This window comes from Azospirillum aestuarii (assembly GCF_016632405.1).
Lineage (GTDB): Bacteria > Pseudomonadota > Alphaproteobacteria > Azospirillales > Azospirillaceae > Azospirillum > Azospirillum aestuarii.
The window spans coordinates 776,216-799,900 of record NZ_JAEPIV010000002.1 but is presented as its reverse complement, the minus strand read 5'-3'; the positions used below and the strand labels follow the sequence as shown (position 1 = coordinate 799,900).

The window sequence follows — 23,685 nt, the reverse complement described above, 5'->3', positions numbered from 1 at the left end:
CGGTTCTGATGCTCTCTCATCCGGTTGTTCGTCTCAGCGCCGCGGCAGTCCTTGCCGCGGCGTTTCTCATTGGCTGCGAGCGGAAGGAGGAGGAGGCCAAGGCGCCGCCGCCCCCGCCGCCCGAAAAGCTGGTCCTCACCCCGGTCGCCTTCACGGCGCTGCCCGGCTGGAGCGCCGACCGCGTGGCGGAGGCCGTCCCGGCCTTCCAGCGCTCCTGCGCGAAGGTCAAGGCGCTGGTCGCCGACCGCTCCATCGGACCGGACGGGGTCGGCGGCAAGGCGGCGGACTGGCAAGCCCCCTGCGCCGAGCTTGCCAAGCTGCCGCCCGGCGACGACGCGGCGGCCCGCGCCTACTTCGAGACGTGGTTCACCCCCTACGCCGCGGCCAACAACGCCGAGCGGCGCGGCCTTTTTACCGGCTACTACGAGGTGGAGCTGAAGGGCAGCCGGATGCCGGACCCGGCCTTTCCGGTGCCGCTCTACAAGCGCCCGGCCGATCTGGTGATGGTCGATCTCGGCGAGTTCGCCGATCGCTGGCGGGGTGAGCGCATCGCCGGGCGGGTGACGGCGGGCCGGTTGAAGCCCTTCGAGGACCGCGCGGCCATCGAGGCCGGGGCACTGGGCGGGAAGGGGCTGGAGCTGGTCTGGCTTCAGGACCCCATCGCCACCTTCTTCCTGCACATCCAGGGATCGGGCCGTGTGAGCTTCCCCGACGGGAGCGAGACGCGCGTCGGCTACGCTGCCCAGAACGGCCACAAATACGTCGCCATCGGGCGGGAGCTGATCGACCGAGGCGCCCTCAAGCGCGAGGAGGTGTCGCTGCAGACCATCCGCGCCTGGCTCCAGGCCAACCCCGGCGAGGCGGCGGCCCTGATGAACAAGAATCCTTCCTACGTCTTCTTCCAGGAGCTGAAAGGGGAGGGGCCGAACGGCGCTCAGAACGTCGCCCTGACGCCGGGACGCAGCCTCGCCGTCGATTCCAAGTTCCTGCCCTACGGCGTGCCGGTCTGGCTGGACGCCGAGGACCCGCTGGACGCCCGGACGCCGCTGCGCCGTCTGCTGATCGCCCAGGACACCGGCGGGGCCATCCGCGGCCCGGTCCGTGGCGATGTCTTCTGGGGCCATGGGCCGGAGGCGGAGGAGAAGGCCGGCGTGATGAAGAGCGCCGGCGAATACTACGTCCTTCTGCCGAAGACCGTCGCGCCGGCGTCCTAACCGGACGTCCAACATCCGGAAGAACCGGGACGGAGCGGGGGCCTGTGCGTCATCATGTCGGGAAGTGTCCACCGGAAGGAGGGCTCATCCCGCATGATGCTTCTAGCCCGAGCGATGGCGGCCCGAGTGACCGGACAGGTGATCGCGGGGTTCCTGGCCGCCGCGTTGCTCCTGCCCGGCAGACCCGCCTCTGCCTCCATGATGGAAGACCAGGGATGGAGCAAGGAGGACAAGGCGCTCGCCCTCAACGTCGGCACCGGCATATTGGCCCTGGGGTGGGGCGTATGGTCCTGGGATTGGGGCACCGGCGGCCCTCGCTTTCAGGATGAGGGTTGGTTCGGCCGCAGCACGACCGAAGGCGGTGCCGACAAGATCGGCCATGCCTGGACCGGTTACGCGATCAGCCATCTGCTGGCCCGCCAATACCAGAGTTGGGGCTTCACCCAGACGGACTCCGCCCGGTACGGCGCGTTATCGTCGCTGGGCATCATGGGCTTGGTGGAGGTCGGTGACGCCTTCAGCGACGACTACGGATTCTCCTATCAGGACATGCTGTTCAACACCGTCGGAGCCGTGGCCGGCTACATCCTGTGGGACAACCCGGAATTGGCCCGCAAGGTTGATTTCAGGGTCGAGTACAACCCGTTCTCCGGCGGCGACAAATATCAAGCGGACGTCTTCACCGACTACAGACGGCTGAAATATCTGATCGCGGTGAAGGCGGATGGGTTCGACGCCATCCAGGACCCTCTGCTGCGGCATCTGGAGTTCCATGTCGGCTTCTACGCGCGGGGCTACGAGGATTACAGCACCAACCCCAGCCGCGACGATCGAAGCCAATATTTCTATCTCGGCATTGGCTTGAACCTGACCCGCCTGCTCAGCCCGCATGTGAAGACCGGCGGCGTGTTCCACTACATCCAGCCGCCCTACACCTACATATCCAAGGATTGGCGCATCGCTCCCTGAGCGGAACCGATCCCCTTGCAGAGCATCGGATCGGCGACCAGGGGTGAAGAAAACCAATGGGGCGCCGAAGGTTTCCCTCGGCGCCCCGATGTTTCACGTGGATCAGCGGGCGGCTCGGAGAGCGATCCCTTTTCCTTTATCCCCTTTTTGCCATCATCCCCTGGTGATCATCGGACCCAGGCGGCGGCCGGCGAACACGTGGATGTGCAGGTGCGGAACCTCCTGGTTCGCGTCCTCGCCGCAGTTGGACAGGATGCGGTAACCGGGCTCGGCGGCGCCGGCGCCGCGGGCAACCTCGCCAACCGCGCGGAACAGGCCGGCGATCTCCGCCTCCGTCGCGCGGGCGCTGAAATCGTCCATATCGACGTAGGCGCCCTTCGGGATCACCAGGATGTGCGTCGGGGCCTGTGGGTTGATGTCGTGGAAGGCCAGTGCGTGTTCGGTCTCCAGGACCTTCTTGCACGGAATCTCGCCGCGCAGGATGCGGGCGAAGACGTTGTTGGGATCGTAGGTCTTGGCCATCGCGTCGTTTCCCCTTCCGCCTTGCTCGTGTTGAGCCTTGCTCGATTTATGCCTTGCGCGCCTTCTTCTCGGCGATGCCGCTGGTGCCCTCGCGCTGGGCCAGCTTCTCCCAGACCTCGGCGGGCTCCAGACCGGCGTCGGCCCACAGCACCATCAGGTGATAGAGCAGGTCCGCCGATTCCGAGGCCATGGCCGCCTTGTCGCCGCGCACCGCCTCGATGACCGTCTCCACCGCCTCCTCGCCGACCTTCTGGGCGATCTTGGCGGTGCCGCGGTGGAACAGCTTGGCGGTGTAGGAGGTGTCCGGATCGGCGCCCTTGCGCGCCTGGACAGTGGCGTAGAGCCGGTCCAGAACCTTGGCGTTGACGGCCTTCTTGTCGTCAGACATTGGCCGCCTCCGCCGCGGAGGACACGGGCCGGGCCGGGCGCACCGGGATGCCGGCGGCGGCCAGCGCCGCCTTGGCCTGTCCGATGGTGTAGGTGCCGAAATGGAAGATGGAGGCCGCCAGCACCGCGGTGGCATGGCCCTCGCGGATGCCTTCCACCAGATGGTCCAGCGTGCCGACGCCGCCCGACGCGATGACCGGGATGCGCAGCCCATCGGCCACCTTGCGGGTCAAGGCGAGGTCGAAGCCGCTCTTGGTGCCGTCGCGGTCCATCGAGGTCAGCAGGATCTCGCCCGCGCCATAGGACTCCATGCGCTTGGCCCACTCCACGGCGTCGATGCCGGTGGCCTTGCGCCCGCCGTGGGTGAAGATCTCCCAGCGGCCCGGCTCGACCTGCTTGGCGTCGATGGCGACGACGATGCACTGGGCGCCGAACTTCTCCGCCGCCTCCTGCACGAACTCCGGACGGTGGATGGCCGCGGTGTTGATCGACACCTTGTCGGCGCCGGCCAGCAGCAGCTTGCGGATGTCCTCGACCGTGCGCACGCCGCCGCCGACGGTCAGCGGCATGAACACCTGCTCCGCGGTGCGGCGCACCACGTCGTAGATGGTGTCGCGGTTCTCGTGGCTGGCCGTGATGTCGAGGAAGGTCAGCTCGTCCGCCCCCTCCCGGTCATAGACGCGGGCCTGCTCCACGGGGTCGCCGGCGTCGATCAGATCGACGAAGTTGACCCCCTTGACGACTCGCCCGTCCTTGACGTCCAGGCAGGGGATGACGCGCATCTTGAGCATCAGCCGGCCTTTCCGGTGACGGGAGCGGGGGAGAGCAGGTCCAGCGCCGTCTTCGGGTCGATGCGCCCGTCGTAGAGCGCGCGGCCGCAGATGACGCCCTGGATGCCGGTGTCCTCCTCCTTCTTCAGCGCGATCAGATCGTCGATGGAGGAGACGCCGCCCGACGCGATCACCGGGGTGGTCAGGTGGAAGGCGAGGTCGGAGGTCGCCTCGACATTCACCCCGCCCATGGCGCCGTCGCGGTTGATGTCGGTGTAGATGATCGCGGCGACGCCGCTGTCCTCGAACTTCAGCGCCAGATCCAGCGCCTTGATGGTCGAGGTCTCGGCCCAGCCGGCAACGGCCACGTAACCCTCGCGCGCGTCGATGCCCACGGCGACCTTGCCGGGGAACTCCCGGCAGGCTTCGCGGACCAGCTCCGGCTCGCGCAGGGCGACGGTGCCCAGGATGACGCGGCTGACACCCTTCTCCAGCCACATGGCGATGGTCTTCAGGTCGCGGATGCCGCCGCCCAGCTGCACCGGAATGGTCACGGCGCCCAGGATGTTCTCGACCGCTTGTCCGTTGACCGGCTTGCCCTCAAAGGCGCCGTTCAGATCGACCAGATGCAGCCATTCGAAGCCCTGGCTTTCGAACAGGCGGGCCTGGTCGGCGGGTTCGGTGTTGAAGACGGTCGCCTGGCTCATCTCGCCGCGCAGCAGCCGAACGCAGGCACCGTCTTTGAGGTCGATGGCGGGATAGATGATCATCGCGGTGTCTCGTCCTATGGCGTGTCGTGAAGCGTGTCGGGGGTGAGATCTTTCACATAGAAATGTCCGGCCAGCCTTTTGCCGTCCACCAGCGCATAGAAGGGATGCGTGCCCCAGCGGCGGAAGCCCAGGTCCTCGTACAGCGTGATGGCCGCGCTCTGGGTCTCGCGCACGTCGAGGTTCAGCACGCGGAAGCCGGACGCCCGCGCCTCCTCCTCGACCGCCACGGTCAGGCGGCGGGCGAGGCCGTGGCCGCGCGCCCAGGGGGCGACGAAGCTGGTGGTCAGGGTGGCGGCGTGGGCCTGCGCCTCATTGTTGCGGGCCGGCTTGACGAGCTGGGCGGAGCCGGCGATGACGCCGTCCAGCCGGCCGACGAACAGGATGCGCTCCGGCACCACCAGAACGCCCTTCCAGTAGCGTTCCATGATCTCGCGGGGGGGCGGGGCGACCCAGCCGAAGCCGCCGCCGGCCTTGACGGCGTCGTCGGCGGCGTCGCACAGGTCGTGCAGATCGCCGGTCTTCAGGGTGTCGATGCGTTCGACCGTGACGTCGGTCATCGTCAGACCCGCCAGGTCAGGAAGTTGGCGACCAGGGCGAGCCCCGTCTCCTGGCTCTTTTCCGGGTGGAACTGGGTGCCGACCAGATTGTCGCGCCCGACCACCGCGGCGAAGGGTCCGCCGTAATCGGCGCTGGCGATCACGTCCTCCGGCCGCTCCACGGCGAAGCGGTAGGAGTGGACGAAATAGGCGTGCGCGCGGTCCGGCAGGCCGGCCAGCACCGGGTGAGGCCGGCGGATGTCCAGCTCGTTCCAGCCCATGTGCGGGATCTTCAGCGTCGGGTCGGCGGGCTCCAGCTTCACCACCTCGCCCTTGATCCAGCCCAGCCCCTCGGTCACGCCGTATTCGCGCCCGCGCTCCGCCATCAGCTGCATGCCGACGCAGATGCCCAGGAAGGGACGGCCCTTGACGTGCACCACCTCGTCCAGAGCGTCGAGCATGCCGGGAACCTCCGACAGGCCGCGCTTGCAGTCAGCGAAGGCGCCGACGCCGGGCAGGACGACGCGGTCGGCCTTGCGCACGGCGTCGGCATCGGAGGTCACCAGGACCTGGAAGGAGGCGTGGCACTCCGCCGCCGCGCGCTCCAGAGCCTTGGCGGCGGAACGCAGGTTGCCGGAGCCGTAATCGATCAGCGCAACGGTTTCCATGAAACGAGGACCTTCAAGAGAGACCCGGCCTTATCGAAGCCGCCGGTTTTTTCAGAGGGAGCCGCCCAGCGTCCCCTTGGTCGAGGGCACGGCGTCGCGCTTGCGCGGGTCGATCTCGATCCCGGCCCGCAGCGCGCGGGCAAGCGCCTTGTAACAGCTTTCCACGATGTGGTGGTTGTTCTCGCCATAGAGGCATTCGACGTGCAGAGTCACGCCCGCGGCCATGGCGAAGGCCTGGAACCACTCGCGGAACAGCTCGGTGTCCATGTCCCCGATCTTGTCGCGGCTGAAGGACACCTTCCAGATCAGGTAGGGCCGGTTGGAGAAGTCCAGCGCGACGCGGGTCAGCGTCTCGTCCATCGGGATGTAGGCGTGGCCGTAGCGCTGGATGCCCTTGCGGTCGCCCAGCGCCTTCGCCACCGCCATGCCGATGGCGATGCCGCTGTCCTCGGTCGTGTGATGAGCGTCGATGTGCAGGTCGCCCTCCGCCGCCACCGACAGGTCCATCAGGCTGTGGCGCGACAGCTGCTCCAGCATGTGGTCGAGGAAGCCGACGCCGGTCTTCACGTCATAGACGCCGGTGCCGTCCAGATTCACGGCGACCCTGATCCGGGTTTCGGTGGTGTTCCGCTCGATCGAGGCGCGGCGGACGCCATTGGCAAGGCTCTGGTCCATGAGTCCGGGTTTTATCAGGAAGCGCGCGGGCACGCCAGAGGTGCCGCCTCCGAAAACGCCTATGACCGTCGGTCGCGATGCCGCATAATGCGTGTGTGTGCATGTCTGTGTGCACGCTCAACGCGCATAATGGGATATGCCACCGGACATGCCGACGCCCGGACGCCTTTTCCTGCCCCTCGCCGCCCTGCTGGCGCTGGCCGCCTGCATGGGCGGGGAGCTGCCGCAGACCCGCAAGGCGCCGCCCGTCGCCCGCGGCTCGACGGAGCCGGTCCGCTTCGACGGCCTCTCGCTCGGCTCCATGCGGCGGGGCATGGTGACGGGACGCTATGTCTGGGCGCTGGAGTGCTGGCCGCCCTATGAGGACGTCCATTGGACCAGCGGGCGCAGCCTGCACGAGAATTCCACTTTCCAGGAACGCTTCGCCGAGGTTCTGGCCGACGCCGGCTACGACGTGGCGGGCGTCCAGGGCAGCGACTACGAGGCGGAGTTCGACCGCAAGCGCGCCCGCTACATCCTGCGCGGCGACCTGCGCGCGGTGAACAGCGACCTGTGCCGCCGCCGGAGCTGGCTGACCGGCCGCAGCGAGGGGGTGTCGGGCGTCGGCAGCCTGCGGGTCGACTGGGCGGTCTACGACGCCGTGACGGGGCGGCTTGTCCACCGCGTCACCACCACGGGGGTGGCCCGCAAGGACAGCGGCGTGCCGCAGGGCGACGTTCTGCTGATCGAGGAGGCCTTCGCCACGGCGGTGGAGGCGCTGGGCGCCGACCCCGGCTTCCGCGCCGCGGTGTCGCGGGGCGGGGCGATAGCGTCAAGTGGTCCCGCCATAGTGTCAAGTGGCCGGGGACGAGTGTCAACCGCCCCTCTGGGAGCGTCAAGTGCGGCCCCGGTAGCGTCAAGTGGGGTGGCAGGAGTGTCAAGTGGGACCCCGCATGTGTCAAGTGGGCGGCCCGTAGTGTCAACCGCCGTGGTCGATCCCGGCGGCGCCTCCGCGGGACCGGCTCATTTCCTGGAGGAAACCCGTCCTCCGACCCTGATTTTGCGCATCGTCGACCCGCTCCAGGGCTACGCCGACGATCCCACCGCCCGCGTGTCCGCCGCCACCGTGCGCGTCGGGCCGGAGGAGCGCAAGGGGAGGGGGATCGTGCTTGGTGAACTGGACGGCCAGTCGCTTCTGCTGACGCTCGACGCCGGGCCGGACGCGACCATCGTCGTCGCACCGTCGCGCGGGGTGTCGCTGGACGGAACAGTGATGGCGCGCGATGTTCCGGGCGGAATCGCCCTGGTCCGGGTGCCGGCACGCCTGCGCGCGGCACCGCTGCGGCTCGGCGACCCGGCTGTCAGCGAGCCGGTGTTGGCGGTCCTGGAGCGGGGCGACGACACGTCGCCGGGCATCCTGGCGGCCCGGCGGGCCGATCCGGACGCGCCGCCGGGGGTGGAGGCGACGCTGTTCCAGGCCGACCTGACCGGGCCGGACCCGGCGCCGGGCGACCCGCTGGTGGACGAGGCGGGCAACCTGCTGGGCGTTGCCCATTCCGGCCCGCTGCCGGGGGCCGCACACGGCCTGACCGCCTTCGTCCCGGTGATGGAGGCGCTGGCCCGCCTGGGGGTGGAGGTGACGCGGCTCGCTCCCCGGCCAATTCCGTCCCGTGGGATACCGGCCCATGACGCCAGACTTGACGGGACCCGCCGTCCCCCCACATAGACCCGTGTTCCGATGTGCCTATGTCGGCCGGGGTCAAGCCGGGCCGTTCGGGCACGGGCGATTCTTCCTTCGAGCACGGTCCCGATGACTTCCCACGATCCCATCCAGTGGCACGGCACCACCATCCTCTCGGTCCGCAAGAACGGGCAGGTGGTCATTGCCGGCGACGGCCAGGTGTCCGTCGGCCAGACGGTCATGAAATCGAACGCCCGCAAGGTGCGCTGGCTCGCCGGCGGCACGGTGATGGGCGGCTTCGCCGGTGCCACCGCCGACGCGCTGACCCTGTTCGAGCGGCTGGAGACCAAGCTGGAGAAGCACCCCGGCCAGCTCCTGCGCGCCTGCGTGGAGATGGCCAAGGACTGGCGCACCGACCGCTACCTGCGCCGGCTGGAGGCCATGATGGCCGTGGCCGACCGCAACGTCAGCCTGATCCTGACCGGCAACGGCGACGTGCTGGAGCCGGAGGACGGGCTGATCGGCATCGGCTCCGGCGGCGCCTACGCCCTGTCGGCGGCGCGCGCGCTGGTCGACGTCGATGGTCTGGACGCGGAGGCCGTGGCCCGCAAGGCGATGAAGATCGCCGCCGGCATCTGCGTCTACACCAACGAGAACGTCACGCTCGAAAAGCTCTAACCCTCAGACCGGGTCCGCCACCATGACTGCCCCCAGCATCGCCGCCGCCACCGCCGCCTTCAGCCCGCGCGAGATCGTCTCCGAACTCGACCGCTACATCGTCGGCCAGCACGAGGCCAAGCGCGCGGTCGCCATCGCGCTGCGCAACCGCTGGCGCCGCCAGCAGCTCCCCGAGGGGCTGCGCGAGGAGGTTCTGCCCAAGAACATCCTGATGATCGGCCCGACCGGCGTCGGCAAGACGGAGATCGCCCGCCGTCTGGCGAAGCTGGCCCAAGCGCCCTTCCTGAAGGTCGAGGCGACCAAGTTCACCGAGGTCGGCTATGTCGGCCGCGACGTCGAGCAGATCGTCCGCGATCTGGTCGAGGCCGCCATCGGCCTGACCAAGGAGCGCCTGCGCAAGGAGGTCGCCGCCAAGGCCGAGCTGCGCGCGGAGGAGCGCGTGGTGGACGCGCTGTGCGGCGAGAACGCCAGCCCGGAGACGCGGCAGAAGTTCCGCAAGATGCTGCGCGAGGGCACGCTGAACGACCGCGAGATCGAAATCCAGGTGGCCGACACCGCCGGCGGCCTGCCGACCTTCGACATTCCCGGCATGCCGGGCGCCCAGATGGGCATGCTCAACCTGAACGACATCTTCGGCAAGGCACTGGGCGGGCGCACCAAGTCCCGGCGGATGTCCGTCGCCGAGAGCTACACCGTTCTGATGGCGGAAGAGTCGGACAAGCTGCTGGACCAGGAAAAGGTCGTTTCGGAAGCGATCCAGGCGGTGGAGCAGAACGGCATCGTCTTCCTCGACGAGATCGACAAGATCTCCGCCCGCTCCGACTACAAGGGCGGCGCCGACGTCAGCCGCGAGGGCGTGCAGCGCGACCTGCTGCCGCTGATCGAGGGCACGACCGTCAGCACCAAGCACGGTGCTGTGAAGACCGACCACATCCTGTTCATCGCGTCGGGCGCCTTCCACCTGTCCAAGCCGTCGGACCTGCTGCCGGAGCTGCAGGGCCGCCTGCCGATCCGCGTCGAGCTGAAGGCGCTGGAGCAGGAGGATTTCCGCCGCATCCTGACCGAGCCGGAAGCCAGCCTGATCAAGCAGTACAAGGCGCTGCTGAAGACCGAGGAGGTCGATCTCATCTTCACCGACGACGCCATCGACGAGCTGGCCCGCCTCGCCACGGAGATCAACGCGACGGTGGAGAACATCGGGGCGCGGCGCCTGCACACCGTTCTGGAACGGTTGCTGGAGGACATCAGCTTCACCGCCAGCGACAAGGCCGGGCAGACCGTGACGATCGACGCGGACACCGTCCGTGCGCAGGTCGGCGGCCTCGCCAAGAACGCCGACCTGTCGAAGTTCATTCTGTAAGACGCGTCGCGGCTATTTCATTTGTGATCCCCTCTCCCCTCAGGGGAGAGGGCTGTAAGAGTCCACCCGCCTTGATCTGCGGCCCGGCCGGCCTTAGAATGGCCGGTGTCTCACCACGGCAGGATGCGCAAAACAATGGATTTCAACCCGACCGCAACGTCCGTTCGTTTCGTCTTCGGGGAAATCCGCGTCCATGCCTGCTTCCATCACACAGCCCGCCATCACGCTGGCGAACCTGTCCTGGTCCACGCCTGACGGACGTTCCGTCCTATCCGACATCAGCCTGAGGTTCGGCCTTGAACGGACCGGGCTCGTCGGTCGCAACGGCACCGGAAAATCGACCCTTCTCAAACTGATGACGGGCGCGCTGCGTCCGCGGTCGGGGATGGCGTCCATCCGCGGCAGCCTGGGAATCCTGAATCAAAACCTGTCCGTGGGGCCTGACGACACGGTCGCCGGCCTGTTCGGCGCGACCGCCATGCTGGACCTGCTGCGCCGCGCCGAGCGGGGCGAGGCCGATGCGGACGCGCTGGCCGAGGTGGATTGGACGCTGGACACGCGCATCCGGTCCGCGCTTGGCCGGGTGGGGCTGGAGGCGGACCCGGAAACCCTGTTGACGCGCCTGTCGGGCGGGCAGCGCACGCGCGCCGCCCTGGCGGCGGCCGTCTTCGCGGACCCCGACTTTCTGCTGCTGGACGAGCCGACCAACGATCTCGACCGCGAGGGGAGGGAGGCGGTCATCGGGCTGCTGGCCTCCTGGCGGGGCGGGGCGGTGGTGGTCAGCCACGACCGGGACCTGCTCGACCGCATGGACGCCATCGTCGAGCTGACGTCCCTCGGCGCCACCCGCCATGGCGGCAACTGGAGCCATTACCGCGCGTGCCGGGCGCTGGCTCTCGACGCCGCCCGCCACGATCTGGCGGATGCCGAGAAGCGCGTGGCGGAAGCGGCCCGGACGGCGCAGGCCACCGCCGAACGCAAGGCGCGCAAGGACCGGGCGGGCCAGCGCAAGGCGGCGAAAGGCGACCTGCCGCGCATCCTCCTCGGCGGACGTAAGGAGCGCAGCGAGGCCACGGGCGGCGACAACGACCGCCGGGCGGCCCAGCAGCGGGCCGATGCGCTGGACGCCGTGGCCGCCGCCCGCGCGCGCATCGAGGTCCTTCAGCCGCTGTCGGTCGTTCTGCCGTCCACCGGCCTTCCGCCCGGCCGGACCGTGCTGACGCTCGACGAGGTCACCGCGGGTTATGAAGCCGGAACACCGGTCGTCCATGCCCTGTCCTTCACCGTCACCGGGCCGGAGCGGGTCGCCATCACCGGACCCAACGGTTCCGGCAAGACGACCGTGCTGGGGCTGGTCGCGGGTCATCGGCACCCCTGGTCCGGGACCGTCCGCGTCATGGACGGCGCCGCCATGCTCGACCAGCGGGTGAGCCTTCTCGATCCTTCGGCGACGATCCTGGACAATTTCCGGCGCCTGAACCCGCAGGCGGGGGAGAACGCCTGCCGGGCGTCGCTGGCCCGCTTCATGTTCCGCGCCGACGCCGCGCTGCAGCGCGTGTCGACCCTCAGCGGCGGCCAGACGTTGCGCGCCGGCCTCGCCTGCGTCCTCGGCGGTGCCGTCCCTCCGCCCCTGCTGATCCTGGACGAGCCGACCAACCACCTGGACATCGACTCCATCGAAGCGGTGGAAGCCGGGCTGCGCGCCTATGACGGGGCGCTGCTGGTGGTCAGCCACGACGAGGCCTTCCTCGACGCCATCGGGCTCACGCGCCGGGTGGAGCTCACCAGTCCGTCAGGAAGCGTTCCTTCGGCAGGTGGATGACCACCGACGTGCCGGTCCCCTCCAGGGAGCGGATCTCCAGCCGGCCGCCGTGCCGTTCCACCAGCGACTTGGCGATGGACAGGCCGAGCCCGATGCCCTCGAACCGGCGGGCCAGGGAGGAATCGCCCTGGAAGAAGGGCTGGAAGACGGTTTCCAGACGGTTTTCCGGAATGCCGACGCCGCTGTCGAACACCTCGGCCACCAGGGCGCCCGCGGAGTCCACGCGGGCCGACACGCCGATGCGCCCGCCTTCCGGCGTGAACTTGATGGCGTTGGACAGGAGGTGCAGCAGCACCTGCTTCAGCGCCCGCGGGTCGGCCAGCAGGGGCGGCAGCTCGCTGGCGATGTCGGCCTCGACGTGCAGCTTGCCGCGCTCCGCCCGCTTGGCGACCAGACGGACGCAGGACACCACCACGTCGCGGAAGTCGCAGAGCGCCTCCTCCAGGTCGACCTGACCGGCCTCGATGGTGGCCATCTCCAGCAGGTCGTTGATGTTGGCGAGAAGCAGCTCGCCCGACCGTTTGATCTCCGCCGCGAAGTTGACGTACATGGGGTTCTCCAGCGACCCCAACATCTGCTGGTGGATCACGTCGGCGAAGCCCAGGATGCCGTTCAGCGGCGTGCGCAGCTCGTGGCTCATGTTGGAGAGGAAGGCGGTCTTGGCGCGGTTGGCCAGCTCCGCCGCCTCCTTGGCCTCGATCAGCGCCTGCTCGGCGGCCTTGAAGGCGCTGAGGTCGCGCAGCATCGCGACGAAGACGTGGAATCCCGGCAGGTCGATCTCCGACAGGGACAGCCAGACGACCATGGCGGTGCCGTCCCGCCGGAGGGCGGTCACCTCCCGCCCGACGCCGATGACCTGCCGCACCCCCGTCTCGTTGTAACGGCGCATGTAGGCGCCGTGCTTCGCGGCTTCCTCCGGCGGCATCAGGATGGTGATGTGCCGGCCGGTCAGCTCATCCGGATCGTAGCCGAGAAGCTGTTCCGCGGCCTGGTTGGCGGCCAGGATGACGCCGCGGGCGTCCACGGTCAGGATGGTTTCGACCGCCTGTTCCACGATGGCGCGGTTGCGCGCCTCGCTGCGCTGGAGTTCCTCGTCGGCGGCGCGGGCGGTCGTCACGTCCTCGATCACCATGGCCAGCGCCAGCGGCCGCCCGTCGGGGCCGTGCAGGCTGGACGGGCGCATAGCGGCGCGCATCACGCCGCCGTCCGCGCGCAGGAAGCGCTTCTCGAAGGGGTCCGGCGCCGCTTCGCCCCGCATCACCCGGCCGAAGCGCAGGCTTTCCCAAGCCCAGTCCTCCGGGTGGGTGACGTCGGCCAGATGCCGTCCGGCCATGTCCTCCGGCCGGTAACCGAGATTGCGGGCGAAGGCAGGGTTGGCGGCCAGAATGCGCCCGTCCGGCGCGGCCACGACCATGCCGACCGACGCGCTGTCGAAGATGGTGCGGAACAGGGCGTCCGTCACGCCAATCTGGGGCATCACGGACCCGACCTCGGCGGTCATACGATAATTCCGTCTGGTCAAGCCTGGCTTCGGGGCAACCCGGACTGGATGGTAAGGGATTCGGTGCGGCGAAAGCGAACGCGAAACGTCCGGTTGCCTATGCCGAAGGTGCGACTGATTAACCCACAAGGCAAATCGTGCCGTTGCGCCGCCGTTTCCTCCGGTGACGCTGGCCCTACCGCCGCCGCGGAGCCGCCCGCCGCCGCACCGCCGCGCCACCGCGGGCCGGTGCCTCGTCGAGCAGCAGCAGCAGCCGGTCCAGCGTTCCGTCGTCCAGGTCGTGGATGCGTTCGGCCAGACGGTTCGCCAGCTCGGTCGCCTTCGGGTTGAGCCCGGCGGTGTCCACCGTCACGCGCGGGTGCGACAGGTCGGCCAGCCGTTCCAGCTCCTCCGCCTCGTCCCAGATGATGCCGAAGTAGGCGCAGATCTGGCGGACGAGCTGGGCGGAGGGTTGGCCCCGCTTGCCATGCTCCAGCGCCGACAGATAGGCCGAGGAGATGTGCAGGTCGGCCGCCATCTGCTTGAGCGTCACGCTCTTGCCCTCGCGCAGCGCGCGGACCCGTTCGCCGAAGGGTGTCATCGCGGCCTCGTCCTAGCGGTGCCAGCCCTGATGCTGGTCGCGCCGCCGCTTGATGAGGACGTACAGCGCCCCATCGCCGCCGTGCCGGGGCTGCGCCGGGCGCACCGCCAGCACCATCGGGCGCAGGGCGGCATCGGCCAGCCAGCGCGGCACCGACTGGCGCAGCACGCCGACCCCGCCGGTATAGGTGCCCTTGCCGGTGATGACCAGAACGCAGCGCCGCCCCTCGTGCCAGGCGCGGTGGACGAAGCCGGACAGGGCGCCGTGCGCCTGGGCCTGGCTCATTCCGTGCAGGTCGATGCGCCCGTCGATCTCCATCTCGCCGCGCGAGAAGCGGTCGGCGGTGCGGCGGTCGATGTTGTCGAGATTGCCGACCTTCAGCGGCGGCTGCGACGGGCGCCCGCCCTTCGGCACACCGCCACGCGGCGGCAGGGCGGGGGGCGGGGAGGCGGTGGTGGCGACCGGTTCCGGCTCCGCCACAGGGGCGGCGGGGGGATCGGGGTCCTCGACAATCCGGCCCGGCATCGGCTCCGCATCGCGCATGGCGATCCGCCACAGCCGCCGTTCCTCGGTGGAGACCGAGCGGCGGCGGTTCATGACGGGGACCTCGGCGCGGCCCGTCCGGGCGCGCGGGTCGAAGGGCGGGGCGGATCAAACACGGTTAAACACGGGTTCCGGCACGGACGATTCTCCGATAAACCCTTGAACGCTCAGCCGTGTCAATCCTCCACCAGCAGAATGTGAAGGCGCCGCGGCCCGTGGGCGCCCAGCTCGATCCGCATCTCGATGTCGCCGGTCCGCGACGGCCCGGTGATGAAGTTGACGGTGCGGGGCAGGGCGCCGTTCCCGCCACCGTTCGCCCCGGCGGCGCGCAGCCGGTCCCAGGCGTCCTCCATGGTGCCGACGATCTGGCCGCGCCGCAGCACGACGATGTGGGTGTCGGGCAGGAAGTTCAGCGTGGTCGGTCGTTCCGCTCCGGAAAGGAGCATCAGCGAGCCGGTTTCCGCGACACCGGCGAAGGCGCCGGTCAGCGACGCGCCGTCGCTGTCGCGGGCGCGCCCCTTGGTCACCGTCAGGGTCGGGCGCTGGTCCCAGGGGATGGGGTCCAAGGCGGCATCCGGGGCGACGCGGACCTCGGCGGGCAGGTTCAGCCCGGCCAGATAGTCGGCCACCGCCCCCGGCACCTCGGCCATCCCGCCCAGCAGCTCCACGGTGGCGGAGACCTCCGTCGCCATGGCGGCGAACAGCTCGACCTGCCGGTCGTGGGGAAGCTGGGCGCGGGCCGGGATCAGGTTGCGCGGGTGGGTGGCGAGCCTTTGGCGTGCCTCCTCGGAGCCCTCGGCGGAATTCAGCGCCTTGCGGATGCCGCCCAGGATCTGGGCGCGGGCGGAGCTGGTGTCGGCCATGGTCAGCGCTTTCCCTTCTTTTCGGCCGCCTTCTTCTCGGCCCACATCTGCTGGAAGGTCCGGCCCTCCGGCGCCGGCATGTCGCGGTGCCGGGTCCAGCCCTGGGCCAGCGGCAGGCTGGCGAAGCGTCCCTTGCCGCGGCCCAGCATCCCCAGCGCCCGCACCGCCACGCGGGTGGCCGCGTGGTACAGCGCCGGGCGCCGGGCGAACCAGCCCCACAGGGCCAGCCCCCGGCGCATCGCGGCGGGTTGGAGATTCTGTTCGAACTCCTTTTCCCGCCAGTGGCGCATCATCTTGGGCAGGGGGATGCGCATCGGGCAGACCGCCTCGCACCGCCCGCAGAAGGTCGAGGCGTTGGGCAGGTGCCCGGCCTCCTTCACCCCGAGCAGGGCGGGCTGCATCACCGACCCGATCGGCCCCGGATAGACCCAGCCGTAGGCGTGCCCGCCAACCGAGCCGTAGACCGGGCAATGATTCATGCAGGCGCCGCAGCGGATGCAGCGCAGCACGTCCTGGAACTCGGTCCCCAGCAGCGCCGACCGCCCGTTGTCGAGCAGAACGACGTGGAACTCCTCCGGCCCGTCGAGGTCGCCGGGGCGGCGCGGCCCGGTGGAGAAGGTGGTGTAGGCCGACGCCTCCTGCCCGGTGGCGGAGCGCGCCAGCAGGCGCAGCACCAGGGCGGCGTCCTCCAGCGTCGGCACCACCTTGTCGATGGTGGCGATCACCACATGGACGCGCGGCAGGATCTGGGTCAGGTCGCCGTTGCCCTCGTTGGTGACGATGACGGTCGAGCCGGTCTCCGCCACCATGATGTTGGCGCCGGTGATGCCGACGTCGGCCTGCTGGAACTTGCGGCGCAGCACCTGCCGCGCCTCGGCGATCAGCACCTTGGGCTCGTCCAGAACGCGGTCCGGGGGAAGGTCGGTGTGGGCCTGCCGGAAGGTGCCCTCCACGTCCTTCTTGGACAGGTGGAAGGCCGGGGCGATGATGTGGCTGGGCGGTTCGCGGCGGAGCTGGATGATGTATTCGCCGAGATCCGTCTCGATGGGGGTCAGGCCGTTGGATTCCAGATAGTCGTTGATCCCGATCTCCTCGGAGATCATCGACTTGCCCTTGGTGACGGTCTTCGCCCCGACCTTGCGGCAAATGCCCAGGATGGCGTCGCGCGCCTCCTGGTCGGTGCGGCACCAGTGCACATGGCCGCCCTGCTCGGTGACCTTGGCCTCGAAGGCCTCCAGATAGGTGTCGAGGTTGGCCAGGACATGGTTCTTCAGGTCGCGGCCCTGGTCGCGGAGATCCTCGAACTCCGGCAGGCGGTCGGCGGCCTGTTTGCGGCGGTTGACGAAACCGGCGGGCGCGATGGCCAGGACCTTCTGAAGCCGCTCGTCGCTCAGCGCCTTGCGGGCGTTCTCGGGAAAGGCGTGGGTGGTCGGCTGCATGGCGTTATGCCTTCTCACCGATGGGAGGGGTGTCGGTGACGCCGGCCAGCACCTCCGCGACATGGCGGACGCGGACGGCGGAACCCTCGCGCTTCAGCTTTCCCGCCATGTTCAGCAGGCATCCCATGTCGCCGGCCAGCAGCGTGTCGGCCTTGGTGCCCGCGATGTCGGCGGTCTTGGCCTCGACCATGCGGTTGGAGATGTCCGGGTATTTGACGCAGAAGGTGCCGCCGAAGCCGCAACAGACCTCCGCCCCCGGAAGCTCGTTCAGCGTCAGCCCCTCGACCGTGGCCAGCAGGCGGCGCGGCTGCTCCTTGATGCCCAGCTCGCGCAGGCCCGAACAGCTGTCGTGGTAAGTGATCGTGCCGTCGTAGCGCGCGCCGGTGTCCGTCACCCCCAGCACGTCGGTCAGGAAGGACACCAGCTCGTGCGTGCGCGCCGACAGGTGGCGGGCGCGGGCCGCCCAGGCCGGGTCGTCGGCCAGCAGCTCCGGATAATGCTTGCGGATCTGCCCGGCGCAGGAGCCGGAGGGGACGACCACGTGATCGAACCCCTCGAAGGCGGCGATGGTGCTGCGGGCGAGATCGCGGGCGGTGGCGCGGTCGCCCGCGTTGAAGGCCGGCTGGCCGCAGCAGGTCTGGGACTCCGGCACCTCGACCGTGCAGCCGGCGTCCTCCAGCAGCTTCACCGCGGCGAAGCCGACCGTCGGGCGGTAGACATCGACGAGGCAGGTGACGAACAGCCCCACTCGGGGGGCGGGGCGGGTGTCGGCCATGATGTCCTGTTCTTCTTGTGCGCTTATCACCTCACGCCGGCGACTGTAGGTCGTCCCGCCGGGGATGGCAACGGGCCGGGCCGGCGGCGTCCGGTCGCGGCCCGCCGAGTGACATCCAGAGGTTGTGAATGCAAGAATATAAGAAAATCAAACAGAAACCGAAATAAACAATACGACAAACGCGCTTCCTGTTTCCAAAAACATGGAGAAAGTTTTTACCGAATTGAAATCTAAATTCACCTATTTTCCGTACAAGAGAACAGGCCGGCCGATCGTTGCGGTCATGGATCTCTGCTGAAGGTTGTACCGATTATCGTGCGAGGGGAGGGGGACAAGGCGATGAGTCTGATGAGTTTTTTCCGGGGTGGGTCCAATGCCGGCAACGGGCGCGGCGCTGAGCTGGCCGAGTTGACCGAAGCGCTTGATCTCTATGGCAACCACGCCGGCGTCGGCCTGTGGGACGCGGTGTTCCACAACGGCGACCCGGCGCATCCGCAGAGCCGCTGGACCTGGTCCGGGCAGTTCCGCAGGCTGCTCGGCTTCGACAGCGAGCAGGATTTTCCGAACCTGATGACCTCCTGGTCGGACCGCCTGCACCCGGACGACAGCGCACCGACTTTCGCCGCCTTCGGTGCCTTCCTGGCCGACGCCAGCGGCCGCACGCCCTTCAACGTGCGCTACCGCGTGAAGATGCGCGACGGCTCCTACCGCTGGTTCCGCGCCATCGGCGGCTGCCGGCGCAACGCGGCCGGCGTGGCGCTGCGCGCCTGCGGCTCGCTGATCGACGTCCAGGAGGAGGAGGAGATGCGCCAGCGCGCCGGCTCCCTCGCCGCCGACTTCGACGCCAAGGTCAAGAGCGTGGTTCAGGCGGTGTCCGGCAGTTCGGCCGACATGCAGGGCGTGTCGCGCCAGCTCGGCGCCCTGTCGGAACGGTCGACCCGCCAGAGCGCGGAGGCCGCCGCCGCCACCGCCCAGGCGGCGTCCAACGTCCAGGCGGTCGCCGCCGCCGCCGAGCAGCTTTCCGCCTCCATCGCGGAGATCGGCCAGCAGGTCGAACGGTCGGTCGCCATCGCCCGCGAGGCGGTGTCGCGCACCGAGCAGATCGGCGGCACCGCCGACAGCCTCGCCCAGTCGGCGCAGCTCATCGGCGACGTGGTGAAGCTGATCCAGGGCATCGCCGGCCAGACCAACCTGCTGGCGCTCAACGCCACCATCGAAGCGGCGCGGGCCGGCGAGGCGGGCAAGGGCTTCGCCGTGGTGGCGAGCGAGGTGAAGAGCCTCGCCAACCAGACGGCCAAGGCGACCGAGGACATCTCCGCCCAGATCGCCGGCATCCAGGGGGCGACCAACCAGACGATCGGCGCCATCCAGGGCATCGGCGAGACGATCCGCTCGATCAACGAGATCTCCACCACCATCGCCTCGGCCGTGCAGGAGCAGGCGGCGGCGACGCAGGAAATTTCCAACAACGTCGCCCAGGCCGCCCGCGGCACCGACGAGATCGCCCGCAGCATCGAGGCGGTGAGCGTGGCGGCGAACGAGACGGCGCAGGCCTCCACCCTCGTCATCCGCTCCTCGTCCGACCTGTCCGGCCAGTCCGACAGCCTGAAGCATCAGGTCGAGACCTTCCTGCAGGCGCTGAAGGCGTCCTGATGGAAATCCGGCGCGGGGGAGCATCCCCGCGCCGGCCCCGAATCAAGGTCCCACGGTTCAGGCCACCAGGGTCGCCGCGATCGTGCACATGACGACGCCGATGCCGGTGTCGAGTGCCCGCCACGCGCCGGGCCGGGCGAAGACGGGCCGCAGCAGGCGCGCGCCGTAGCCCAGCGCGAAGAAGAACAGGACGGAGGCGGTCATCGCCCCCAGCGCGAAGGCGTGCTTGCCTTCGGCGAACTGGGTGGACACCGACCCGACCAGCACCACCGTGTCGAGATAGACGTGCGGGTTCAGCCAGGTCAGCGCCAGGCAGGTCGCCAGCGTCGCGCCGAGCCCCGCCGGGACCGCCGCCGCCGGGTCCAGCGCGCCGCCCGCCCGCCAAGCCGAGCGGAAGCTGCGCAGCCCGTAGACCAGCAGGAAAGCCGCCCCGGCGTAGCGGGTCGCCGTCTCCAACCACGGCAACCACTGGGCGGCCTGGGCGAAGCCGCCGACCCCGGCCAGGATCAGCAGGGCGTCCGACACCGCGCAGGTCGCGCAGACGGCCAGCACATGCTCCCCGCGCAGGCCCTGGCGCAGCACGAAGGCGTTCTGCGCACCGATGGCGACGATCAGGCTGAGACCCAGCAGAAGGCCGGGAAGGAAGGCGGAGAGCATGGCGGCCCCATTCGTTGGCGGAGGCCGTTCCCCTACCATCGCCGTCCGGATTAGAATAACTAAAGTCCCTTATCCTGATTAAGGAACGCTAAGCCATGCTGGACTATGCCCTGCTCGCCGCGCTGGCCGCGGTCGTCCGCAACGGCAGTTTTGAGCGGGCGGCGGCGCAGCTCCACGTCACCCCCTCCGCCGTGTCCCAGCGGGTGAAGCTGCTGGAGGAGCGGATGGGGACAATCCTGGTGGTGCGCGGATCGCCCTGCACCGGCACGCCCGCCGGCCTGCGGCTGAGCCAGCACGCGGAGCGGGTGGCCCTGCTGGAAAGCGAGCTGCGCGACGGGCTTCCCGGCGTGCCGCAGGACGGGCCGGCGGTGACGGTGCGCATGGCGGTCAACGCCGACAGCCTCGCCACTTGGTTCGTCGCCGCGATGGCCGGGACGCCGGACGTGCTGTTCGACCTCGTTCTGGACGACCAGGAGCACAGCGCCGACTGGCTGCGCCGGGGCGAGGTGCTGGCGGCGGTGACGTCCGGCGCCCAGCCGGTGCAGGGTTGCGACAGCACCCCGCTGGGTGCCTTGCGCTACGTGGCGACGGCCAGCCCGGGCTTCCTGCGCCGGCATTTCCCCGATGGAGTGGACGCGGCGGCTTTGGCCCGCGCGCCCCGCCTGACCTACAACAGCAAGGACCGGCTGCAGACGCAGTGGACCCGGCAGGCCTTCGGGGTGGAGATCGCCTCGCCGACCCACTGGATGCCCTCCACCCACGCCTTCGTCGACGCGGCGCTGGCCGGGCTCGGCTGGGGCATGAATCCGGAGCCGCTGGTCGCCGGCGCCTTGCGCGACGGGCGGCTGGTCGCGCTGGTGCCGGACCAGCCGCTGGACGTGCCGCTGTTCTGGCAGCGCAGCCGCATCGCCAGCCGCACCCTGGCCGACATCACGCGCTCGGTGTTGACGACGGCGCGCGCCCGCTTGACGCAAGTGTGAGGGTTAGCGGTTCGCCACCGGCACCATCATGCTCGCCAGGAAGAGGGCGGCGGCGGCGACCACGATGCTCGGCCCGCCCGGCAGGTCCCAGTTCAGCGAGGAGAGCAGGCCCCCGAGAACCGCGGCGATCCCGAAGACCGAGGCCAGGGCGGCCATCGCCTCCGGCGTGCGGGAGAAGCGGCGGGCCGCCGCCGCCGGGATGATCAGCAGCGAGGTGATCAGCAGGATGCCGACGATCTTCATCGCCGCCGCGATCACCAGCGCGATCAGCAGCATGAAGGCCAGCCGCAGCGCCTCGACCGGCATGCCCTCCACCCGCGCCAGATCCTCGTCCACCGTCACCGCCAGCAGCCGCCGCCACAGCAGCAGCAGACCGCCCAGCGCCGCGGCACCGCCCGCGTAGATCCAGCCCAGATCGGTCGTGGTGACGCTGAGGATGTCGCCGAACAGATAGGCGACCAGATCGACGCGCAGCGTCTCCAGGAAGGCGATGGCGACGAGGCCCAGCGACAGCGACGAATGCGACAGGATGCCCAGCACGGTGTCCGTGGCCAGCGCGCGGCGCCGCTGCAGCCCGACCAGCGCCAGCGCCAGCGCGACGCAGACCCCGACCACGCCGATCAGCGGGTTGACGCCCAGCAGGAAGCCCAGCGCCACCCCCAGCAGGGCGGAATGGGCCAGCGTGTCGCCGAAATAGGCCATGCGCCGCCACACCACGAAGGACCCCAGCGGGCCGGCGACCAGCGCGATGCCGCAGCCGGCGGCGAGCGCGCGCAGAACGAAATCATCCATGGCAGCAGTCCCCGTCATGGCCGGGCACAACGGCGCCGTCGCTGGCGTGCGCGTGGTCGTGGTGATGGACATAGACGGCCAGCGCGTCGGCGTGACCGCCGAACAGGGCGCGGTATTCCGGGTGGCGCCGCACGTCCTCCGGCGCGCCCTGGCAGCAGACATGGCCGTTCAGGCAGAGCACGCGGTCGGTGCGGGCCATCACCGTGTGCAGATCGTGGCTGACCAGAAGCACGCCGCAGCCGCGGGTCCGGCGCAGCGTTTCGATGCGCCCGAACAGTTCGGCCTGGCCATGGACGTCCACCGCCTGGTCGGGCTCGTCCAGCACCAGAAGCTCGGGATCGCCGAGCAGGGCGCGGGCCAGCAGCACCCGCTGCATCTCGCCGCCGGACACCGTCTGCACCGGGCTGGCGGCGAGGTGGGAGACGCCGGCCTCCTCCAGCGCCGCGGTGATGCGCGCCTCGGTCACCGGGCGCCACAGCGCCAGGAAGCGGCGGACCGTCAGCGGCAGGGTCGCGTCGACCGTCAGGCGCTGCGGCATGTAGCCGATGCGCAGGCCCCGGCGGCGCTCCACCACCCCGGACGAGGCGCGGACGAGGCCCAGCACGGCGCGCACCAGCGTCGTCTTGCCGGCGCCGTTGGGGCCGATCAGCGTGACGATCTCGCCGGGCCGCACCTCCAGATCCACGCGGTCGAGGATCGTCCGCCCGCCCAACCGCACCGTCAAACCCTTCGCGTCGATCAGGGCAGGGGCCATGGACGGGACCGGCGATCGCGCCGCGTGGGGGGCCGCGTGATGGGCCCCGTGATGGATTGACATGTTATGTTATAACGTGACATTGCTGGGAGCGAAGACAGCTATGCGCCGGAAAGACCCGGCTGTCCAGTCAGACGATGAGGAACCCACCCATGCGTGCCGCGATGCGCCCCCTGCCGCTCCTTGCCCTTGCCGCGACCCTCGCCGCCGCCAGCCCGGCCCTGGCCGAGGCGCCGAAGGTCGTCGCCTCGATCAAGCCGGTCCATTCCCTGGTCGCCGCGGTGATGGAGGGGGTGGCGGAGCCGGCGCTGATCGTGCGCGGCGCGGCGTCCCCCCACACCTACGCCATGAAGCCGTCGGACGCGAAGGCGCTGGCCGCCGCCGATCTCGTCTTCTGGATCGGGCCGGAGCTGGAGGGCTTCCTCGACAAGCCGGTGACGGCGAACGCCAGGAAGGCGACGTCCGTCACGCTGCTGGAGGCGCCGGGCGTCACCCTGCTCGACGCCCGCGAAGGCGGCGCCTGGGAGGCCCACGACCACGGTCATGAACACAAGCACGATCACAAGCATGACCATGAGGACGAGCACGGGCATGACGAGGTGAACACCCACATCTGGCTTTCCCCGGCCAACGCCCGCGCCATGGTCGCGGCGATCGCCGAGGCGCTGTCGGCCAAGGACCCGGCCAACGCCGCCGCCTACACCGCCAACGCCGAGCGCACCGCCCGCTCCATCGACGCGCTCGACGCGGAGCTGAAGGCGGCGCTGGCCCCGGTGGCCGGCAAGCCCTTCGTCGTCTTCCACGACGCCTACCAGTATTTCGAGGCGCAGTACGGCCTGAACGGCGTCGGCGCCATCACGGTCAACCCGGAACGCCGCCCCTCGGCCAAGCGGCTGTCGGAGATCCGCGCCAAGATCGGCGGCCTCGGCGCCGCCTGCGTCTTCGCGGAACCACAGTTCGAACCGGCGCTGGTCAACACCATCGTCGAGGGCACCCCGGCGAAGAAGGGCGTGCTCGACCCCGAAGGGGCGGACTTGAAGGACGGCCCCGGCCTCTACCCCGCGCTGATGCGCAACATCGCCGCCTCGTTGAAGGATTGCCTGGGGTCCTGACCCTT

Annotated in this window: 25 protein-coding genes; 9 read left to right on the top strand and 16 right to left on the bottom strand. The window is 69.7% G+C overall.

The features are described from left to right. Positions 1–8: 8 nt before the first annotated feature. Both mltA and JJL56_RS08415 read left to right on the top strand, forming a co-directional pair. Positions 9–1,214: a murein transglycosylase A gene (gene mltA, locus JJL56_RS08420; protein ID WP_200484890.1), complete on the top strand. Its 1,206-nt coding sequence runs from the start codon at positions 9–11 to the stop codon at positions 1,212–1,214. A 93-nt stretch (positions 1,215–1,307) separates the two neighbouring features. Further along, positions 1,308–2,183 carry a DUF2279 domain-containing protein gene (locus tag JJL56_RS08415; RefSeq protein WP_200484889.1) on the top strand — a complete coding sequence of 292 codons (876 nt, stop codon included), beginning with the start codon at positions 1,308–1,310 and terminating at the stop codon, positions 2,181–2,183. Positions 2,184–2,336: 153 nt separating this feature from the next. On the opposite strand, the gene JJL56_RS08410 is transcribed toward JJL56_RS08415, so the two are convergent. The 7 genes from JJL56_RS08410 to hisB are packed head-to-tail and all read right to left on the bottom strand — an operon-like array spanning position 2,337 to position 6,511. Then, a complete protein-coding gene (locus tag JJL56_RS08410; protein WP_145623157.1) occupies positions 2,337–2,705 on the bottom strand; it encodes a histidine triad nucleotide-binding protein in 369 nt (122 codons plus the stop codon). Positions 2,706–2,751: 46 nt separating this feature from the next. Further along, positions 2,752–3,093, bottom strand: coding sequence for a phosphoribosyl-ATP diphosphatase (locus tag JJL56_RS08405; protein ID WP_145623156.1), 342 nt, complete (start codon positions 3,091–3,093; stop codon positions 2,752–2,754). Next, complete coding sequence (gene hisF / locus JJL56_RS08400; RefSeq protein WP_145623155.1) at positions 3,086–3,883, bottom strand: imidazole glycerol phosphate synthase subunit HisF; 798 nt, start codon at positions 3,881–3,883, stop codon at positions 3,086–3,088. The genes JJL56_RS08405 and hisF overlap by 8 nt, the downstream gene beginning before the upstream one ends. After that, positions 3,883–4,632, bottom strand: coding sequence for a 1-(5-phosphoribosyl)-5-[(5-phosphoribosylamino)methylideneamino]imidazole-4-carboxamide isomerase (gene hisA / locus JJL56_RS08395; protein WP_145623154.1), 750 nt, complete (start codon positions 4,630–4,632; stop codon positions 3,883–3,885). Before hisA ends, hisF begins: the two co-directional genes overlap by 1 nt. Positions 4,633–4,646: 14 nt before the next feature. Beyond that, complete coding sequence (locus JJL56_RS08390; protein WP_145623153.1) at positions 4,647–5,189, bottom strand: GNAT family N-acetyltransferase; 543 nt, start codon at positions 5,187–5,189, stop codon at positions 4,647–4,649. Positions 5,190–5,191: 2 nt separating this feature from the next. Then, the gene (gene hisH, locus JJL56_RS08385; RefSeq protein WP_145623152.1) at positions 5,192–5,836 is read right to left on the bottom strand and encodes an imidazole glycerol phosphate synthase subunit HisH; all 645 of its coding nucleotides are present in this window, start codon (positions 5,834–5,836) and stop codon (positions 5,192–5,194) included. 51 nt (positions 5,837–5,887) lie between these two features. Continuing rightward, positions 5,888–6,511, bottom strand: coding sequence for an imidazoleglycerol-phosphate dehydratase HisB (gene hisB, locus JJL56_RS08380; RefSeq protein ID WP_145623151.1), 624 nt, complete (start codon positions 6,509–6,511; stop codon positions 5,888–5,890). Between the two features lie 148 nt (positions 6,512–6,659). On the opposite strand from hisB, the gene JJL56_RS33645 reads away from it, so the two are divergent. From JJL56_RS33645 to JJL56_RS08360, 4 genes are all read left to right on the top strand, one after another. Beyond that, positions 6,660–8,216 carry a S1 family serine peptidase gene (locus tag JJL56_RS33645; protein WP_200484888.1) on the top strand — a complete coding sequence of 519 codons (1,557 nt, stop codon included), beginning with the start codon at positions 6,660–6,662 and terminating at the stop codon, positions 8,214–8,216. An 84-nt stretch (positions 8,217–8,300) separates the two neighbouring features. Then, complete coding sequence (gene hslV / locus JJL56_RS08370) at positions 8,301–8,849, top strand: ATP-dependent protease subunit HslV (protein WP_014238902.1); 549 nt, start codon at positions 8,301–8,303, stop codon at positions 8,847–8,849. 22 nt (positions 8,850–8,871) lie between these two features. Continuing rightward, positions 8,872–10,209 carry an ATP-dependent protease ATPase subunit HslU gene (hslU, locus tag JJL56_RS08365; RefSeq protein WP_145623150.1) on the top strand — a complete coding sequence of 446 codons (1,338 nt, stop codon included), beginning with the start codon at positions 8,872–8,874 and terminating at the stop codon, positions 10,207–10,209. A gap of 193 nt (positions 10,210–10,402) precedes the next feature. Next, positions 10,403–12,031, top strand: coding sequence for an ABC-F family ATP-binding cassette domain-containing protein (locus JJL56_RS08360; RefSeq protein WP_200484887.1), 1,629 nt, complete (start codon positions 10,403–10,405; stop codon positions 12,029–12,031). On the opposite strand, the gene JJL56_RS08355 is transcribed toward JJL56_RS08360, so the two are convergent. The 6 genes from JJL56_RS08355 to JJL56_RS08330 all read right to left on the bottom strand — a co-directional run bounded on the left by JJL56_RS08355 (position 11,991) and on the right by JJL56_RS08330 (position 17,732). Continuing rightward, the gene (locus tag JJL56_RS08355; protein WP_200484886.1) at positions 11,991–13,532 is read right to left on the bottom strand and encodes a sensor histidine kinase; all 1,542 of its coding nucleotides are present in this window, start codon (positions 13,530–13,532) and stop codon (positions 11,991–11,993) included. The two genes, JJL56_RS08360 and JJL56_RS08355, sit on opposite strands and share 41 nt — an antisense overlap. 175 nt (positions 13,533–13,707) lie before the next feature. Beyond that, positions 13,708–14,112 (bottom strand): helix-turn-helix domain-containing protein, encoded by a 405-nt coding sequence (locus tag JJL56_RS08350; protein ID WP_137103761.1) that lies wholly within the window; start codon positions 14,110–14,112, stop codon positions 13,708–13,710. A gap of 12 nt (positions 14,113–14,124) precedes the next feature. After that, on the bottom strand, positions 14,125–14,709 hold the full coding sequence (locus JJL56_RS08345; RefSeq protein WP_145623147.1) for a Smr/MutS family protein: 585 nt from the start codon (positions 14,707–14,709) through the stop codon (positions 14,125–14,127). 122 nt (positions 14,710–14,831) lie between these two features. Continuing rightward, positions 14,832–15,518 carry a LutC/YkgG family protein gene (locus tag JJL56_RS08340; protein ID WP_145623146.1) on the bottom strand — a complete coding sequence of 229 codons (687 nt, stop codon included), beginning with the start codon at positions 15,516–15,518 and terminating at the stop codon, positions 14,832–14,834. Between the two features lie 2 nt (positions 15,519–15,520). Next, positions 15,521–16,957 (bottom strand): LutB/LldF family L-lactate oxidation iron-sulfur protein, encoded by a 1,437-nt coding sequence (locus JJL56_RS08335; protein WP_145623145.1) that lies wholly within the window; start codon positions 16,955–16,957, stop codon positions 15,521–15,523. A 4-nt stretch (positions 16,958–16,961) separates the two neighbouring features. Continuing rightward, positions 16,962–17,732, bottom strand: coding sequence for a (Fe-S)-binding protein (locus tag JJL56_RS08330; RefSeq protein WP_145623144.1), 771 nt, complete (start codon positions 17,730–17,732; stop codon positions 16,962–16,964). A 348-nt stretch (positions 17,733–18,080) separates the two neighbouring features. On the opposite strand from JJL56_RS08330, the gene JJL56_RS33640 reads away from it, so the two are divergent. Then, entirely contained in the window at positions 18,081–19,385 is a 1,305-nt protein-coding gene (locus tag JJL56_RS33640; RefSeq protein WP_200484885.1) for a methyl-accepting chemotaxis protein, read from the top strand. Positions 19,386–19,442: 57 nt separating this feature from the next. Here JJL56_RS33640 and JJL56_RS08320 read toward each other — a convergent pair whose 3' ends face one another. Beyond that, positions 19,443–20,042 (bottom strand): LysE/ArgO family amino acid transporter, encoded by a 600-nt coding sequence (locus JJL56_RS08320; RefSeq protein WP_200484884.1) that lies wholly within the window; start codon positions 20,040–20,042, stop codon positions 19,443–19,445. Between the two features lie 95 nt (positions 20,043–20,137). Here JJL56_RS08320 and JJL56_RS08315 point away from each other — a divergent pair, with 95 nt between their 5' ends. After that, positions 20,138–21,022: a LysR family transcriptional regulator ArgP gene (locus tag JJL56_RS08315; protein ID WP_145623141.1), complete on the top strand. Its 885-nt coding sequence runs from the start codon at positions 20,138–20,140 to the stop codon at positions 21,020–21,022. Positions 21,023–21,025: 3 nt separating this feature from the next. Here JJL56_RS08315 and znuB read toward each other — a convergent pair whose 3' ends face one another. Then, positions 21,026–21,814 (bottom strand): zinc ABC transporter permease subunit ZnuB, encoded by a 789-nt coding sequence (gene znuB / locus JJL56_RS08310; protein WP_145623140.1) that lies wholly within the window; start codon positions 21,812–21,814, stop codon positions 21,026–21,028. After that, complete coding sequence (gene znuC, locus JJL56_RS08305) at positions 21,807–22,568, bottom strand: zinc ABC transporter ATP-binding protein ZnuC (RefSeq protein WP_247890976.1); 762 nt, start codon at positions 22,566–22,568, stop codon at positions 21,807–21,809. The genes znuB and znuC overlap by 8 nt, the downstream gene beginning before the upstream one ends. A 152-nt stretch (positions 22,569–22,720) precedes the next feature. Between znuC and znuA the strand changes: the two genes are divergently transcribed. Further along, complete coding sequence (gene znuA, locus JJL56_RS08300) at positions 22,721–23,680, top strand: zinc ABC transporter substrate-binding protein ZnuA (protein ID WP_200484882.1); 960 nt, start codon at positions 22,721–22,723, stop codon at positions 23,678–23,680. The last annotated feature ends 5 nt before the right edge of the window (positions 23,681–23,685 follow it).

Excerpts from the sequence above, each read along its gene's own strand:
- mltA (WP_200484890.1), top strand. The coding sequence starts at position 9 with ATGCTCTCTCATCCGGTTGTTCGTCTCAGCGCCGCGGCAGTCCTTGCC.
- JJL56_RS08415 (WP_200484889.1), top strand. The coding sequence starts at position 1,308 with ATGATGCTTCTAGCCCGAGCGATGGCGGCCCGAGTGACCGGACAGGTG.
- JJL56_RS08410 (WP_145623157.1), bottom strand. The coding sequence starts at position 2,705 with ATGGCCAAGACCTACGATCCCAACAACGTCTTCGCCCGCATCCTGCGC.
- JJL56_RS08405 (WP_145623156.1), bottom strand. The coding sequence starts at position 3,093 with ATGTCTGACGACAAGAAGGCCGTCAACGCCAAGGTTCTGGACCGGCTC.
- hisF (WP_145623155.1), bottom strand. The coding sequence starts at position 3,883 with ATGCTCAAGATGCGCGTCATCCCCTGCCTGGACGTCAAGGACGGGCGA.
- hisA (WP_145623154.1), bottom strand. The coding sequence starts at position 4,632 with ATGATCATCTATCCCGCCATCGACCTCAAAGACGGTGCCTGCGTTCGG.
- JJL56_RS08390 (WP_145623153.1), bottom strand. The coding sequence starts at position 5,189 with ATGACCGACGTCACGGTCGAACGCATCGACACCCTGAAGACCGGCGAT.
- hisH (WP_145623152.1), bottom strand. The coding sequence starts at position 5,836 with ATGGAAACCGTTGCGCTGATCGATTACGGCTCCGGCAACCTGCGTTCC.
- hisB (WP_145623151.1), bottom strand. The coding sequence starts at position 6,511 with ATGGACCAGAGCCTTGCCAATGGCGTCCGCCGCGCCTCGATCGAGCGG.
- JJL56_RS33645 (WP_200484888.1), top strand. The coding sequence starts at position 6,660 with ATGCCGACGCCCGGACGCCTTTTCCTGCCCCTCGCCGCCCTGCTGGCG.
- hslV (WP_014238902.1), top strand. The coding sequence starts at position 8,301 with ATGACTTCCCACGATCCCATCCAGTGGCACGGCACCACCATCCTCTCG.
- hslU (WP_145623150.1), top strand. The coding sequence starts at position 8,872 with ATGACTGCCCCCAGCATCGCCGCCGCCACCGCCGCCTTCAGCCCGCGC.
- JJL56_RS08360 (WP_200484887.1), top strand. The coding sequence starts at position 10,403 with ATGCCTGCTTCCATCACACAGCCCGCCATCACGCTGGCGAACCTGTCC.
- JJL56_RS08355 (WP_200484886.1), bottom strand. The coding sequence starts at position 13,532 with ATGACCGCCGAGGTCGGGTCCGTGATGCCCCAGATTGGCGTGACGGAC.
- JJL56_RS08350 (WP_137103761.1), bottom strand. The coding sequence starts at position 14,112 with ATGACACCCTTCGGCGAACGGGTCCGCGCGCTGCGCGAGGGCAAGAGC.
- JJL56_RS08345 (WP_145623147.1), bottom strand. The coding sequence starts at position 14,709 with ATGAACCGCCGCCGCTCGGTCTCCACCGAGGAACGGCGGCTGTGGCGG.
- JJL56_RS08340 (WP_145623146.1), bottom strand. The coding sequence starts at position 15,518 with ATGGCCGACACCAGCTCCGCCCGCGCCCAGATCCTGGGCGGCATCCGC.
- JJL56_RS08335 (WP_145623145.1), bottom strand. The coding sequence starts at position 16,957 with ATGCAGCCGACCACCCACGCCTTTCCCGAGAACGCCCGCAAGGCGCTG.
- JJL56_RS08330 (WP_145623144.1), bottom strand. The coding sequence starts at position 17,732 with ATGGCCGACACCCGCCCCGCCCCCCGAGTGGGGCTGTTCGTCACCTGC.
- JJL56_RS33640 (WP_200484885.1), top strand. The coding sequence starts at position 18,081 with ATGAGTTTTTTCCGGGGTGGGTCCAATGCCGGCAACGGGCGCGGCGCT.
- JJL56_RS08320 (WP_200484884.1), bottom strand. The coding sequence starts at position 20,042 with ATGCTCTCCGCCTTCCTTCCCGGCCTTCTGCTGGGTCTCAGCCTGATC.
- JJL56_RS08315 (WP_145623141.1), top strand. The coding sequence starts at position 20,138 with ATGCTGGACTATGCCCTGCTCGCCGCGCTGGCCGCGGTCGTCCGCAAC.
- znuB (WP_145623140.1), bottom strand. The coding sequence starts at position 21,814 with ATGGATGATTTCGTTCTGCGCGCGCTCGCCGCCGGCTGCGGCATCGCG.
- znuC (WP_247890976.1), bottom strand. The coding sequence starts at position 22,568 with ATGGCCCCTGCCCTGATCGACGCGAAGGGTTTGACGGTGCGGTTGGGC.
- znuA (WP_200484882.1), top strand. The coding sequence starts at position 22,721 with ATGCGTGCCGCGATGCGCCCCCTGCCGCTCCTTGCCCTTGCCGCGACC.